The organism is Pseudomonas sp. Tav-5-1A (genome assembly GCF_055755055.1).
Genome location: NZ_CM146901.1, coordinates 5,472,438 through 5,484,968, shown reverse-complemented (window position 1 = coordinate 5,484,968; position 12,531 = coordinate 5,472,438). Strand labels below are relative to the sequence as shown.

Sequence of the window (12,531 nt, the reverse complement as noted above, 5' to 3'; positions counted from 1 at the left end):
GATTCACTGAGGCATGAAGCTATGACTGAAGTCGTTTGCTGTCAACGACCTGCACGGGCAATAAGCTGGCGCTTGAATATTGGCAGCGGTGATTGGCCTGATAAGTGGGCGGGGCGCATCGGGAACTTTTACGACGTGATTGTTTTTAGGCGCTTTTTAATGAATCCAATTTCGGCAGGACCGACGTTTTTATTCTTTGGCTGCGAGGAATACAGCAAAAATAATATAGGCAGTTTGTCCGCGGAAAGATGTCGCGGCCAGGCAGGCAACGTCCAGGCGCGTGCCTAGGGCCTGGGCTGCCTACCATGGGGCGCGGGCTACAGGTCCTGGCGGTCCTTGCGCAACGTGGCGATGGTGCGGTTGATGTAGTCGGCGTTGCGGTCCAGGGTTTCCAGGGCGCTGCGCACGTTCTCGGCGATATCCTCCGCCTCCCAGCGCACTTCGACCCACAGGGCCAGTTCCTCTACTGCGGCGGCAATCGCCAACTGGTTTTCATACAGCTTGTCCAACAGCACGGGTTGCAGCAGCTGGTCCGTCATGCCGAGCTCCTTGTTCCATAGGGCAGCTGGGGGGTCATTATCGGTACGACCTGCGGCGTGTGTAATGGTTCTGTTAACCTGCGGGTGGATCCATTGCCGACAACTTTTGCATTGATGCCAGTGTAGCCCTTGCCGCAGCCAGCGCTAGCGACGTTTTTTTCCCCGATCCGCCTTGAAAGTCGGTTAGATGGAATGGGTATTTGTGCGCAGATTCCGGATTGGCTTATAAACACGGATAGCCCTCGACCTGTCTTTCAGCGCCAAGACCAACAATGACTGTACTCGACGATCCCCTTGCCGCCGCTTCCCCCATTGGTACCGATAAAAGCCTGCGCCGGCGTTCGCTGTTCGCCGCCTGCGGGGCCCACGCCGTGCACGACGGTCTCACCGATCTCATCTATGTGTTGCTGCCCATCTGGCAGGCGCAATTTGGCTTGAGCCTGGCCCAGGTGGGGCTCTTGCGCGGCGCGTACTCGGGGACCATGGCCGGGTTGCAACTGCTGGCCAGCCGCGCGGCCCGGCGTTGGGGCCGGGAGCGGTTGCTGGTGGGCGGCACGGCGTTGGCCGGGGTGGCGTATTTGCTGGTTGGCCAGGCCGGTGGCCTGGGGGTGTTGCTGGTTGCGCTGATGCTCGGTGGGCTGGGAGCCAGCGCCCAGCACCCGCTGGCGTCATCGCTGGTGACCGACAGCCATGAAGTGGGCGGGGGCGTGAAGCAGGCGCTGTCGCAGTACAACTTTGCCGGCGATATCGGCAAGACCCTGATCCCCGGCCTGGTAGGGCTGCTGCTGACGGTGATCAGCTGGCGCGCCAGCGCCACCCTCATCGGCCTGCTGGGTATCAGTGCCGCCGTGCTGCTGTGGTGGCTGATTCCCTCGCAAGCAGTGGCTGCGCTCCACGCTGGAAAAACCCCGAAGGCGGCTGCTGGCGAAGGTTCGGTAACCGGTCTGCGCGCGTTGCTGGCGACCGGGACCCTCGACAGCGCCGTGCGCATGGGTTTCCTGACCTTCCTGCCGTTCCTGCTGCAAGGCAAGGGCGCGGGTAGCGCCGGCATCGGCCTGGCGCTGATGCTGTTGTTCATCGGTGGTGCCTTCGGCAAGCTGTTGTGCGGCTATTTGGGCGCGCGCATCGGCATGATGAAGACCGTGTGGCTCACCGAGACCACTACCGCGGTGCTGATCGTGCTCGCGGTGTTCCTGCCGCAGTTCGCCCTGATGGCGCTGCTGCCGTTGCTGGGGCTGGCGCTCAACGGAACCTCATCGGTGCTGTACGGCGCCGTGCCTGAGCTGGCCGGTGCCGGCAAGCGCGAACAGGCCTTCGCGCTGTTCTACACCGGCACCATCGGCGCGGGCGCGCTGGCGCCGGTGCTGTTCGGGCGGTTGGGGGACGCGACCGGGATACCGGCGGCGGTGATGACGTTGGCGGCGATGTTGTTGCTGACGGTGCCGTTGGCTTGGGTGGTGGAGCGGGCAATGGACCGGTGATTTGCTCACGTTGCCAGTCGAAGGCATTCAGGCCCGCCGGGTCGCAGCCTCATAAACCTCGTCACCCCGCCGAGCACCAACGCAAAGCACCAGCACAATCTCGGCGCCATTTATGCGGTAGACAATCCGCACATCGCCCGTCCTTAGGCGTCGATATCCCGCCAGGAGTCCGCGAAGCGGTTTGCCGGCCTTATCGGGTTCGCCGTGGGCAATACGTTCGCGTATCACCTTTAGCACCCGCGTGGCTTCCGCCTTGCCCAACAGCTTGAGGTCATCCTGCACCCCGGGATGAAACCGGACATTCCAATTCATTGGTACCCGCTTAGTTGAACAGAGCTTCCATGTCTTCGAGGCTCACGGTTTCTTTTTCATCAAGGCTGCGCAGCCGCTCGATGGCCAGCACTTCAGCACGCAGGTCTTCGAGTTCGTCCTGCATGGCCTGGTAGGCGCTCACGCCTATCAGCACTGCCGCTGGCTCATTGTCCTTGAAGACCACCAGGTGGGATACGTCTCCATTGGTAACTTCTTTTAACCGTGCCCCGAAGGTGCGGGCCATGGCGGTGGCGGAGACTGCCTGATCGGCGCGGTCGAGAAGTGCGCTCATGAATTGATCCTCGGGCTTGGCATGCAGGAAATAGGATTGAGGTGGCCAGGTGTGCGCTAAGTGTTGCGCGTTATCATGCGTAATACAATGCGTAATAATCTCCCGCACCCGAAGGACTACGGTAAATCTTCAGCGCACACGAACGCCAGCGCAGCCTGACGGCAGCGGCTACGGGTGTTTGAATATTCTGGGGGGAGTATCAGGCTGCATCAGCAGCAGGGCTGACGCTTGCCTTGAATGGTTTCACTGGCTCAGGACGAGCAGCGAACCGTGGAGAATGCTGGAGCGGGTGAAGGGAATCGAACCCTCGTTATCAGCTTGGGAAGCTGGAGTAATGCCATTATACGACACCCGCTGAACGCGGTTCACTTTTTACCAGAACTCGCCGGTCAATTGAAGCCTTTTATCCGCCCGAGGCGGAATTTGCCGGCCGGCCGCCGTGGTTGCCACGCTTCTTTGCCAGGTTATCGGGCGTCGAGCAGCAAGCACAGCGGTCGGCTGGCCAGGCGTTCAGATGGCCAGCGCATGGTGACCGTCGAACGGGCGGTAGCGAACACGGTTTTCCTGCGGGTTGGGCTTGAGGAAGTCCATCAGGGCCAGGCGGGTGTCGCGGCAGGCTGCCTTGTGTTCCATGTCAAGGAAGTGCCCGGTGCTCTGGATGGTGGCAAACTCGGTCCGCGCCACGTGCTGGGCGAAATGCCGTGCCTCGTGGGCAGTGGTGTATTCGTCCCATTCACCGTTCATGAACAGCACCGGCACGTTGATCTTCGCCGCGGCGTGCAAGGCGTTGCCCAGGTCGTGTTGCAGTACTTCGCTGATGTGGAAATGCATCTGCGCGTACTCATGGTCGTCCAGGCTGCTGACGTGCCGGTAGTTGAAGCGCTTGAACAACGACGGCAGGTGCTTGCCGATGGTGTCGTTGACCAGGTGCCCGACCTTGTGGCGATCGCAACGGCCCAGGTAATGGACGCCGCGTTCCAGGTAGTCGCGCATCGAGGCATTGAGCACCGGGGAGAACGAGCTGATCACGGCCTTCTCGATGCGCTTTGGCTGGTGGGCCAAGGCCAGCAGCGCGCAGGCGCCGCCCCAGGAGAAGGACATCACGTGTTCAGCGTTGAAGTGGTCGATCAGCTCCACCAGGATCTGGCCTTCCTCTTCCTTTGTCAGTGCACGGTGGTGCACGTTGTGGGGCTTGGATTTACCGGCGTAGGGCTGGTCGTACAGCACTACGTTGAACTGAGGATGCAGATTGCGCACTGTCTGGGCAAATGACGCGGTAGTGGCCAGTGACCCATTGACCAAGATGATGGTCTTTTCAGCGGCATCCGCGCGATAGAACTCCGTGTAAACCCGATACTGACCCTGTATATCCAGCACAGCGATTTCTGGCCTCATGTCGTAAGACTCCTGGCAAAAGAAACGGGTACTCGCGCAAGCGACTCTGCACGCAAGACTCTGCACGCAATTTGTGACAGGTAGGCAATTGCCTGGGAATTTTTTGCCCATGTCGATCCGTACAATCTGGTCGACGGGTATTGTTATAAGCGGGCGATCTGCCAGTTCGCGGCCCGATGGAAGCGGCCGGTTGCCAGCAAAAAGGTTTCTTAGAATATGGTGGTGACTGCCGAGTCACATGTGGACCGACGATTGGATTCAAGCAGGCCGATGACGTCTGCGCAAGTACCGTTGGCACAATGTCAGTGAGGTTTCTGCCCGGCGGTAAGACGCCTAGATTTGCTGAATCTCTTCAGCGCGCAGCGCCCGGTACTGGCCCGGCGACAGCTCTGGATCAAGGGTTAGCGGACCCATTTGCTCACGATGTAGCCGTAACACCTTGTTTTGAAAGTGACCGAACATTCGCTTCACCTGGTGGTACCGTCCCTCGACGATGGTCAGGCGGGCACTGCGCGGCCCCAACAGCTCCAATTTGGCCGGCTGGGTGGTCAGGTCTTCGAAGGCAAAATAAATTCCGCGGGCGAAGGTCTCGATGTACTGCGCGTCGATGAGTTGCTCGGTTTCAACGTAGTACACCTTGCCCAGTTTCGTCTGCGGCTGGGTCAGGCGGCGGGACCACTGGCCGTCGTTGGTGATCAGCATCAGCCCCGAGGTGTTGTAGTCGAGGCGGCCGGCCAGGTGCAGGTCGTGCTTGTCCGGCTCATGCAGCAGGTCGAGCACCGTGGGGTGCTGCGGGTCGACCGTGGCGCTGACGCAGCCCATGGGCTTGTGCAGCATGAAGTAACGCGCCGGGCGCCCGGCTTGCAGCACCTGGTCGTCGAGCGTCACCTGGCTGAACTCGCGCACCTCATGATGCGGGTCGCCCGTGGCCACGCCATCGACGCGCACGCGCCGTTCCACCAGCAGCAGGCGTACCTGCTTGCGGTTGAGCTGCGGCAGGTTGCTCAGGAAGCGGTCGAGGCGCATGCAGGCCCTTGGGGCGGCAGTTGGTCCAGCACCTGGGCGCAACGCGGGCACAGGCAGGCCTTGTCGCGCAATGCCGCGGGCAGGGCGGCGAGTACGCTGGGGTCGATGCTCACGCCGTAGCACCAGCAGGACTGGGTGGCGGTGCGCGGGTCGGCCAGGCTGCAGGCGTTGGGGGCGCCACAGGCCGGGCACAGGCTGACATCATTCATGACAGGATTGGGGCAACTCGCTGCGCACGCAATTGCGTCCGCTCTGTTTGGCGCGATAGAGCGCATGGTCGGCGCGGTTGAGCAGGGTGTGCAGGGTGTCGTCCAGCTGCAGCCCGGTCACGCCGACGCTGGTGGTGATTTTCAGCGATTTGTCGCCATAGGGGAAGGTGTATTCCTCGGTGTGCCGACGAATCTTCTCGGCGATCTGCAGGGCATCGGCGCCCGGGGTGGCGCGCAGCAGCACGATGAACTCCTCGCCGCCCCAGCGGCAGAGGATGTCGGAATGGCGCAGGCTGGCGCGCAGCACCTGGGCGAAGCCCTTGAGCACCTCGTCGCCGGCCAGGTGGCCGTGGCTGTCGTTGAGTTGCTTGAAGTGGTCCAGGTCCAGCAGCAGCGCCGCCAGTGGCTGGGTGTCGCGCATGGCCTCGCTGATGGCCTGGGTGGCCAGCAGGTCGAAGCCGCGGCGGTTGGGCAGGCCGGTCAGGGTGTCGCAGGTGGCCAGCAGCTCCAGGCGCTGCTGGTAACGGCCGATCACGCGCTTGAGCAGGGCCAGCACCAGGGCGGTCACCAGCAGGCAGATCATCAGGTTCAGGTACAGCGACTGGCGGATGTCGCCCAGGGCGTTGTCCTCGCGTTTGTCGACGAACAGGTACCAGTCCAGCTCGGGAATGAAGCGCACGTTGAGGAAGTGCCGGGCGCCGTCGGCCAGGTATTCGTGGTTGCCGCTGCTGGGCAGGGGCATCTGCGCCAGCAGCTGCTCCAGCCCTGGCACGGCGCCCAGGGCCTGGCCGCTGCGGGCGCCCTGAGGGCCGCCGTGGGTGCCGGTGAGCACCACCTGGCCCTGGCGGTCGACGAAGTACACCCGGCGCTGGTAGCGCTGCTCGTAGTCCTCGATCAGCTTGACCACGGCGTTCACCTGCAGGCCCACGCCGGCCGCCCCGATGAAGCGGTCCTGGTAGTCGAACACCTTGTAGTTGATGAAGATGGTCAGCGCGTCGTGGTTGGCCATGTCGACGTCGACGTTGATCTCGTAGGGCGTGGCCATGTCGCGCACGCGGAAGTACCAGGCGTCGCGGGGTTCATGGGGCTGCACTTTTTTCAACACGCCCTTGGCCTGGTAGTAGGTGAGGCTGGCGTTGGAGACGAAGAAGGCGGTGTAGGCGCCGTAGTGGGTCATCACCTCCTGCAGGTAGCGGGTCATCTGCTGCGGGTCGCGCTCGCCGGCCAGCACCCAGTCGCGCATAAAGGTGTCGCGCGACATCATCGAGGAGATCAGCACCGGGCGCACCAGGTCTTTCTGGATTTCCGAGTACACCGTGTCGCTGGTCAGTGGCAGCTCGGTGTTGACGATGTTGTCGCGGATCGAGCTGCGCGAGGCGTAGTAGCTCAACAGCGAGGTCAGCACGAAGCCGCTGGCAAGCAGCACCACCAGGGTCAGGATCAACGAGCGCTGGGACAGCGAGGCAAGGCGGGGCGGCATAGCAAATCCATTGGCTGTAGACCGGTGCGGCATTCTAGGGGAAAGCGAGGCCGCGCGGGAAATGCTGGCCTAAAGTACGAGACGGCAATTGGGAGTGTTTCGATGTTGTAGCAAATTATTTCCGTGATGGCACTGAGTCGGATTTCGCCTGTCTTAATCTATGCCGATCGCTATATTTTGCTCGGCGCCGACCAGCGTCGCTGGTTCGAGCTGTCCAGCGGTCCGGGAGGCCGCCATGAAAACGAGACTTCTGCTGCTAGTGTTGCTGGGTCTGTTGACCACTGCCTGTGCACCTTACGAGGGGCCAGCCTATTACCGCACCGACGTGTATGCCGGTGGTGCCTATCCCTACGGCTACTACCCCTACGGGTCGACGTACTACAACTCCGGTTACTACGTGCGCTCGCCGCGTTATTACGCACCGCCGCCTCATTACTACCGCCCAGGGCCCGGCCCTGGCTGGGGTGGGCCGGGCTGGAACGGCCACCGGCCGCCACCTGGCCCACCACCAGGCCGCGGCCCTGGCCGGGGCAACTGGCAAGGGCATGGTGACCATGGTGACCACGGCGGGTTTGGCGGGCCTGGACGGCGCTAATGGCGCACTGGAAGGGCGCGAAACACTGTAGCCGCTGCCGCCAGGCTGCGCTGGCCCATACAACCGCTGGAGATCTTCAGCGGCCCTGATGGCCAGCGCAGCCTACGGCAGCGGCTACGGTGTGGTGTAGCTGCCGCTGAAGTTCAGTAATCAGACAAATCTGCCAGCGGATGCCGGCCTTCCCACGCCTTGCTGAAATGCGCGTCCACCACCGCCTGCGGGATGCTGGCGACGTCAGGCCAGTGCCAACGCGGCTTCTGGTCCTTGTCGATCAGCCGCGCACGCACGCCTTCGCTGAACTCGGGGTGGCGGCAGCAGTTCAGGCTCAGGGTGTACTCCATCTGGAACACCTGGGCCAGGGACAGGTAGCGCGCCCGCTGGATCTGCTCCCACACCAGGTGTGCGGTCAACGGGCAGCCTTCTTCAAGGGTGTGCGCAGCCTTCGCCAGCAGCACGTCGTCGCTGTGGCGCTGGTGCACCAGCGCGCGCCAGGCGCCGGCCACGTCGCTTGTGTCCAACAGGCTGTCGATGCGCGTGCGCCGCGGCAGCCACTGGGCTTCGGGCAACTCGCCCAGCGCTTCCTGCTGCAGCGCCTTGAGCAGGCTGTTGAGCTGCACGGCGGTCTGTTCCTGCCAGTTGAGCTGCAACAGCCCCTCGATCAGCGCCGGTTGTTGGTCGTCGCGCAGGAAGCGGTCGGCCAAATCCAGGTCGAGGGCGTCGCGGCCGTTGATGTGCGAGCCGGTCAGGCCCAGGAACAGCCCCAGCTTGCCGGGCAGCCGCGACAGGAACCAGCTGGCGCCCACGTCCGGGTACAGGCCGATGCTGATTTCCGGCATGGCCAGGCGGCTGCTGGGGGTGACGATGCGGATATTGGCGCCCTGCAGCAGGCCCAGGCCACCGCCCAGCACGTAGCCGTGGCCCCAGCAGATCAGCGGCTTGGGGAAGGTGTGCAAGCGGTAGTCCAGGCGGTATTCGCCGGCGAAGAAGTGCGCAGCCAGCGGCGGCACCTCGCCGGGGTGGGCGCGGCACGCCTGCACCAGGCTGCGCACGTCGCCGCCGGCGCAGAAGGCCTTGGCACCGTTGCCGCGCAGCAGCACGCAGACAATCTGATCGTCCTTTTCCCAGCGTTCCAGCTGGTCGTTGAGGGCCTCGACCATGGGCAGCGACAACGCGTTGAGGGATTTTTCGGCGTCCAGGGTGGCCACGCCAAGGCGCGCGCCGTCGACGCCGACAAGCTCTTCGAATTGCAGATTCATCCTGACCTCTTGAGTGACGCGAATGGGGCAGTGTCCAATTCAGCAGTATGGCCCGCCGTCGGCACGGCGTCAGTCTCCGGTTACATTGATTGACAATCAGGGGCGGCTTTCCTAGTGTCCGCCCCATTGTTTGCCAGGCTATGCCCATGACCACCGACGACCGCATCAAACTCGAACCCAGCTGGAAACACGCCCTGCGTGACGAATTCGACCAGCCGTACATGAACCAGCTGCGTGAGTTCCTGCGCCAGGAACACGCCGCCGGCAAGGAAATCTACCCACCCGGCCCGCTGATCTTCAACGCGCTGAACCTGACGCCGCTGCCGCAGGTGAAGGTGGTCATCCTCGGCCAGGATCCGTACCACGGCCCGGGCCAGGCCCACGGCCTGTGCTTCTCGGTGCAGCCGGGCATTGCCACGCCGCCGTCGCTGGTGAACATCTACAAGGAATTGAAGCGCGACCTGAACATCGACATCGCGCCCCATGGCTGCCTGCAGCACTGGGCCGAGCAGGGCGTGCTGCTGCTCAACACCACCATGACCGTGGAGCGCGCCAACGCCGCGTCCCATGCGAAGAAGGGCTGGGAGTCGTTCACCGACCGCATCATCCAGACCGTCAGCGACCAGCAGTCGAGCGTGGTGTTCCTGCTGTGGGGCGCCCATGCCCAGAGCAAGCAGAAGCTGATCGACAGCAGCAAGCACCTGGTGCTGACCTCGGTGCACCCCTCGCCGCTGTCGGCCTACCGCGGTTTTATCGGCAATGGGCATTTCAGCCGTACCAACAAGTTCCTGCAGCAGAGCGGCCTGGCGCCGATTGACTGGCAGTTGCCGCCCATCTGATTTCCCGGTGTTGCGCCCCGAACGCCCCGTGGCAGCCGCCGAGGCGGCGTCCCGGCGCGCAGCCGTCAGGCGGTGGCCAGGCTAGCGCGCTTGCGCCACAGGCGCAGCAACGGCAACAGCAGCATCAGCGCCGTCAGCACCCACACACCCGCCGTGATCGGGCTGGACCACAGGATATTCAGCGCCCCGTCCGAGATCGACAACGCGCGCCGCAGGTTCTGCTCCATCAGCCCGCCGAGGATGAACCCCAGCAGCACCGGCGACAGCGGGAAGTCCAGCTTGCGCAGGATGTAGCCGAAGATACCGATGCCCACCATCAGGAACAGGTCGAAGGTGGTGGCATGCACCGCGTACACGCCGATGCCGGTGATGATCGCGATGACCGGCACCAGCGCCCAGTTCGGCACCGCGAGGATGCGTGTGAAGATGCGTATCATCGGGATGTTGAGGATCACCAGCATGATGTTGGCGATGAACAGCGAGGCAATCAGCCCCCAGACGATGTCCGGCTGCTGCTGGAACAGCAGCGGCCCGGGGGTGATGTTGTACAGCGACAGGGCGCCGATCATCACCGCCGTGGTGCCCGAGCCGGGCACGCCCAGGGTCAGCATCGGCACCAGGGCGCCACAGGCCGAGGCGCCGATGGCGGTTTCCGGCGCCGCCAGGCCGCGCTTGTCGCCCTGGCCGAAGGTGCCGCTGGCGCCGGCCATGCGCTTCTCGGTCATGTAGGCCACGGCGCTGGCCAGGGTGGCACCGGCACCGGGCAGCACGCCCATCACGAAGCCCAGCAGGCCGCAGCGGATGTTCACCACGAACACCGAGGCCGCTTCCTTGACGTTGAACATCATGCGCCCGGTGGCCTTCACGGCTTCCTGGCCGCGGTGGGTCTTCTCCAGCAACAGCAGAATCTCGCTGACCGAGAACAGCCCCAGCACCAGCACCACGAACTGGATGCCGTCGGCCAGGTGCACGTTGTCGCCGGTGAAACGGTACACGCCGCTGTTGGCGTCGATGCCCACGCAGGCCAGGAACAGGCCGATCAGCGCGGCAATGAAGGTCTTCAACGGCCGGTCGCCGGCCATGCCGCCCAGGCAGACGATGGCGAACACCATCAGCACGAAGTATTCGGCGGGCCCGAAGGCAATGGCCCATTGCGCCAGCAGCGGCGCGAACAGCACCATGCCGCAGGTGGCGATGAAGGCGCCGATGAACGAACTCCAGGCCGACAGCGACAGCGCCACCCCGGCCAGGCCCTGGCGGGCCATGGGGTAGCCGTCGAGGGTGGTCATCACCGTCGAGGCTTCGCCGGGGATGTTGAGCAGGATCGAGCTGATGCGCCCGCCATACTCGCAACCCAGGTACACCGCTGCCAGCAGGATCAGCGCCGACTCGGGTGGCAAGCCCAGGGCGAAGGCAATCGGGATCAGCAGCGCCACGCCGTTGATCGGCCCCAGGCCCGGCAGCAGGCCGACCACGGTGCCGATCAGCGTGCCGCACAGGGCAGTGACCAGGTTGTAGGGGCTCAGGGCCACGCCGAAGCCCTGGCCCAGGTAGCTGAAGGTATCCATGTCAGTTCTCCAGTACGTCGAGCAGGCCCAGGGGCAGGGGGACGTCCATGGCCTTGTCGAACAGCAGGTACAGGGCCACGCTCATCAGGCTCACCACCACAGCGCTGGGCAGCCAGCGGCCGCCGTACAGGCGGGCCATGGGGATGCCGGTCAGCACGCTGGCAAGAATGAAACCCAGGGGTTCGAAGGTGCCGGCGAACACCAGCAACAGCACCACGCAGGCGCCGATCTTGCCCAGGGTGGCGCGGTCCAGTGGCGGTGCCTCGTCGCTGTGGATGATGGCGCTGGGGCGCACGGCCATGTACAGCAGGGCTGCGGCCATCAGGCCCAGCATCAGCAGCGGGTAGGCGCGCGGGCCCACGGGTTCGTAGGAAAAAGCGGCCTGGTAGGGCCAGGCCATCACCGCCAGCGCGGCGCAGGCCAGCAGCAGGGCAATGGCAAACAGTCGTTGCAGGGCCATGGTCGAAACTCCTTGGCGAGAGGGGGCTGCCTCGGGACGAGGCAGGCCGCAGGTCACTGCACCAGGCCGAATTCCTGGGCCAGGGCCTTGTACTCGGTTACCTGTTTCTTCACGTAACCGTCCAGCTCGGCGCCGGTCATGGCGAAGGGGAACAGCGCGCGCTGGGTGCGCAACGTGGCGAAGTCGTCGGACGCCAGCATCTGGTCGAACGCTGTTTTCCACCAGTCGTATTCGGCATCGCTGACCTTGGGCCCCAGGTAGAAGCCGCGCACCACCGGCCAGACGATGTCGTAGCCCTGCTCGCGGGCGGTGGGGATGTCTTTCATGCCCGGCTCGTCGATGCGCTTGTCGGCAAACACCGCCAGCATGCGCATGTCGCCGCTCTGGATGTGCGGCATGGAGTCGGAAATGTCCGTACTGCCCACCTGAATGTGCCCGCCCAGCAACGCGGTGGCGATTTCACCGCCGCCTTCCAGGGCCACGTAGCGCAGCTGGCGCGGGTTGATGCCGGCGGCCTTGGCAATCAGCGCAGTCTGCATCCAGTCCTGGCTGCCGACCGTGCCGCTGGCACCGATCACTACCTTGCCGGGCTCTTTTTTCAGCGCCTGCACCAGGTCGTCGAGGTTCTTGTAGGGCGAATCGCTCTTCACCGCGATGGCGCCGTAGCTGGTGCCCACCGCCGCCAGCCAGCGCACTGCGTTTTCGTCAAAACGACCGAACTTGCCCTGGGCCAGGTTCAGCAGCGAACCGCTGGACCAGGCCACCAGCGAGCCGCCATCGGCCGGGCGCTGGGCGACCACGGCGTTATAGGCCACGGCGCCCACGCCGCCAGGCATGTAGGTGACGCGCATGGGCTTGGTGAGGATTTTCTCGTTGACCAGGGCGCTTTGCACCAGCTTGCAGGTCAGGTCGAAACCGCCGCCGGGGGAGGCCGGGGCAATGCATTCGGGGCGCTTGGGTTCGGCGGCGAACGCCGTGTTGGCCAGCAACAGGCAGCTGGCGGCCAGGGCCAGCTGGCGCAGGGTAGGGCTCATGTGATGTCTCCAGTTCTTGTTCTTGTTATGGCGAAAACGCATCGT

At 64.1% G+C, this 12,531-nt stretch carries 14 protein-coding genes and 1 tRNA gene; 3 read left to right on the top strand and 12 right to left on the bottom strand.

Annotated elements, in window-relative coordinates; all coding sequences use genetic code 11:
- Positions 1-317 precede the first annotated feature (317 nt).
- Entirely contained in the window at positions 318-539 is a 222-nt protein-coding gene (locus AC0J42_RS25255) for a hypothetical protein (RefSeq protein ID WP_416426657.1), read from the bottom strand.
- A gap of 272 nt (positions 540-811) precedes the next feature.
- Here AC0J42_RS25255 and AC0J42_RS25250 point away from each other — a divergent pair, with 272 nt between their 5' ends.
- Positions 812-2,020, top strand: coding sequence for an MFS transporter (locus AC0J42_RS25250; protein WP_473004357.1), 1,209 nt, complete (start codon positions 812-814; stop codon positions 2,018-2,020).
- A gap of 27 nt (positions 2,021-2,047) precedes the next feature.
- Here AC0J42_RS25250 and AC0J42_RS25245 read toward each other — a convergent pair whose 3' ends face one another.
- From AC0J42_RS25245 to AC0J42_RS25215, 7 genes are all read right to left on the bottom strand, one after another.
- The gene (locus AC0J42_RS25245) at positions 2,048-2,332 is read right to left on the bottom strand and encodes a type II toxin-antitoxin system RelE family toxin (RefSeq protein WP_473004356.1); all 285 of its coding nucleotides are present in this window, start codon (positions 2,330-2,332) and stop codon (positions 2,048-2,050) included.
- Positions 2,333-2,342: 10 nt separating this feature from the next.
- On the bottom strand, positions 2,343-2,576 hold the full coding sequence (locus tag AC0J42_RS25240) for a type II toxin-antitoxin system Phd/YefM family antitoxin (RefSeq protein ID WP_473006902.1): 234 nt from the start codon (positions 2,574-2,576) through the stop codon (positions 2,343-2,345).
- Between the two features lie 329 nt (positions 2,577-2,905).
- A tRNA-Gly gene (locus AC0J42_RS25235) sits at positions 2,906-2,979 on the bottom strand.
- Positions 2,980-3,134: 155 nt separating this feature from the next.
- On the bottom strand, positions 3,135-4,019 hold the full coding sequence (locus AC0J42_RS25230) for an alpha/beta fold hydrolase (protein WP_416426652.1): 885 nt from the start codon (positions 4,017-4,019) through the stop codon (positions 3,135-3,137).
- Positions 4,020-4,352: 333 nt separating this feature from the next.
- Complete coding sequence (locus AC0J42_RS25225; RefSeq protein ID WP_416426650.1) at positions 4,353-5,045, bottom strand: pseudouridine synthase; 693 nt, start codon at positions 5,043-5,045, stop codon at positions 4,353-4,355.
- Positions 5,024-5,254, bottom strand: a complete 231-nt coding sequence (locus tag AC0J42_RS25220) for a cysteine-rich CWC family protein (RefSeq protein ID WP_416426648.1) — start codon at positions 5,252-5,254, stop codon at positions 5,024-5,026. Before AC0J42_RS25220 ends, AC0J42_RS25225 begins: the two co-directional genes overlap by 22 nt.
- Entirely contained in the window at positions 5,247-6,734 is a 1,488-nt protein-coding gene (locus AC0J42_RS25215) for a sensor domain-containing diguanylate cyclase (protein WP_473004355.1), read from the bottom strand. Before AC0J42_RS25215 ends, AC0J42_RS25220 begins: the two co-directional genes overlap by 8 nt.
- 235 nt (positions 6,735-6,969) lie before the next feature.
- Here AC0J42_RS25215 and AC0J42_RS25210 point away from each other — a divergent pair, with 235 nt between their 5' ends.
- Entirely contained in the window at positions 6,970-7,329 is a 360-nt protein-coding gene (locus AC0J42_RS25210) for a hypothetical protein (RefSeq protein ID WP_473004354.1), read from the top strand.
- Between the two features lie 143 nt (positions 7,330-7,472).
- On the opposite strand, the gene AC0J42_RS25205 is transcribed toward AC0J42_RS25210, so the two are convergent.
- The gene (locus tag AC0J42_RS25205; RefSeq protein WP_473004353.1) at positions 7,473-8,585 is read right to left on the bottom strand and encodes an enoyl-CoA hydratase/isomerase family protein; all 1,113 of its coding nucleotides are present in this window, start codon (positions 8,583-8,585) and stop codon (positions 7,473-7,475) included.
- Between the two features lie 146 nt (positions 8,586-8,731).
- Between AC0J42_RS25205 and ung the strand changes: the two genes are divergently transcribed.
- Positions 8,732-9,424: a uracil-DNA glycosylase gene (gene ung, locus AC0J42_RS25200; RefSeq protein WP_473004352.1), complete on the top strand. Its 693-nt coding sequence runs from the start codon at positions 8,732-8,734 to the stop codon at positions 9,422-9,424.
- A 65-nt stretch (positions 9,425-9,489) separates the two neighbouring features.
- On the opposite strand, the gene AC0J42_RS25195 is transcribed toward ung, so the two are convergent.
- The 3 genes from AC0J42_RS25195 to AC0J42_RS25185 are packed head-to-tail and all read right to left on the bottom strand — an operon-like array spanning position 9,490 to position 12,486.
- A complete protein-coding gene (locus AC0J42_RS25195) occupies positions 9,490-10,992 on the bottom strand; it encodes a tripartite tricarboxylate transporter permease (protein WP_473004350.1) in 1,503 nt (500 codons plus the stop codon).
- Position 10,993: 1 nt separating this feature from the next.
- Positions 10,994-11,452 carry a tripartite tricarboxylate transporter TctB family protein gene (locus tag AC0J42_RS25190; RefSeq protein ID WP_473004349.1) on the bottom strand — a complete coding sequence of 153 codons (459 nt, stop codon included), beginning with the start codon at positions 11,450-11,452 and terminating at the stop codon, positions 10,994-10,996.
- A 53-nt stretch (positions 11,453-11,505) separates the two neighbouring features.
- The gene (locus AC0J42_RS25185; protein ID WP_473004348.1) at positions 11,506-12,486 is read right to left on the bottom strand and encodes a Bug family tripartite tricarboxylate transporter substrate binding protein; all 981 of its coding nucleotides are present in this window, start codon (positions 12,484-12,486) and stop codon (positions 11,506-11,508) included.
- Positions 12,487-12,531 lie beyond the last annotated feature (45 nt).

Excerpts from the sequence above, each read along its gene's own strand:
- AC0J42_RS25255 (WP_416426657.1), bottom strand. The coding sequence starts at position 539 with ATGACGGACCAGCTGCTGCAACCCGTGCTGTTGGACAAGCTGTATGAA.
- AC0J42_RS25250 (WP_473004357.1), top strand. The coding sequence starts at position 812 with ATGACTGTACTCGACGATCCCCTTGCCGCCGCTTCCCCCATTGGTACC.
- AC0J42_RS25245 (WP_473004356.1), bottom strand. The coding sequence starts at position 2,332 with ATGAATTGGAATGTCCGGTTTCATCCCGGGGTGCAGGATGACCTCAAG.
- AC0J42_RS25240 (WP_473006902.1), bottom strand. The coding sequence starts at position 2,576 with ATGGCCCGCACCTTCGGGGCACGGTTAAAAGAAGTTACCAATGGAGAC.
- AC0J42_RS25230 (WP_416426652.1), bottom strand. The coding sequence starts at position 4,019 with ATGAGGCCAGAAATCGCTGTGCTGGATATACAGGGTCAGTATCGGGTT.
- AC0J42_RS25225 (WP_416426650.1), bottom strand. The coding sequence starts at position 5,045 with ATGCGCCTCGACCGCTTCCTGAGCAACCTGCCGCAGCTCAACCGCAAG.
- AC0J42_RS25220 (WP_416426648.1), bottom strand. The coding sequence starts at position 5,254 with ATGAATGATGTCAGCCTGTGCCCGGCCTGTGGCGCCCCCAACGCCTGC.
- AC0J42_RS25215 (WP_473004355.1), bottom strand. The coding sequence starts at position 6,734 with ATGCCGCCCCGCCTTGCCTCGCTGTCCCAGCGCTCGTTGATCCTGACC.
- AC0J42_RS25210 (WP_473004354.1), top strand. The coding sequence starts at position 6,970 with ATGAAAACGAGACTTCTGCTGCTAGTGTTGCTGGGTCTGTTGACCACT.
- AC0J42_RS25205 (WP_473004353.1), bottom strand. The coding sequence starts at position 8,585 with ATGAATCTGCAATTCGAAGAGCTTGTCGGCGTCGACGGCGCGCGCCTT.
- ung (WP_473004352.1), top strand. The coding sequence starts at position 8,732 with ATGACCACCGACGACCGCATCAAACTCGAACCCAGCTGGAAACACGCC.
- AC0J42_RS25195 (WP_473004350.1), bottom strand. The coding sequence starts at position 10,992 with ATGGATACCTTCAGCTACCTGGGCCAGGGCTTCGGCGTGGCCCTGAGC.
- AC0J42_RS25190 (WP_473004349.1), bottom strand. The coding sequence starts at position 11,452 with ATGGCCCTGCAACGACTGTTTGCCATTGCCCTGCTGCTGGCCTGCGCC.
- AC0J42_RS25185 (WP_473004348.1), bottom strand. The coding sequence starts at position 12,486 with ATGAGCCCTACCCTGCGCCAGCTGGCCCTGGCCGCCAGCTGCCTGTTG.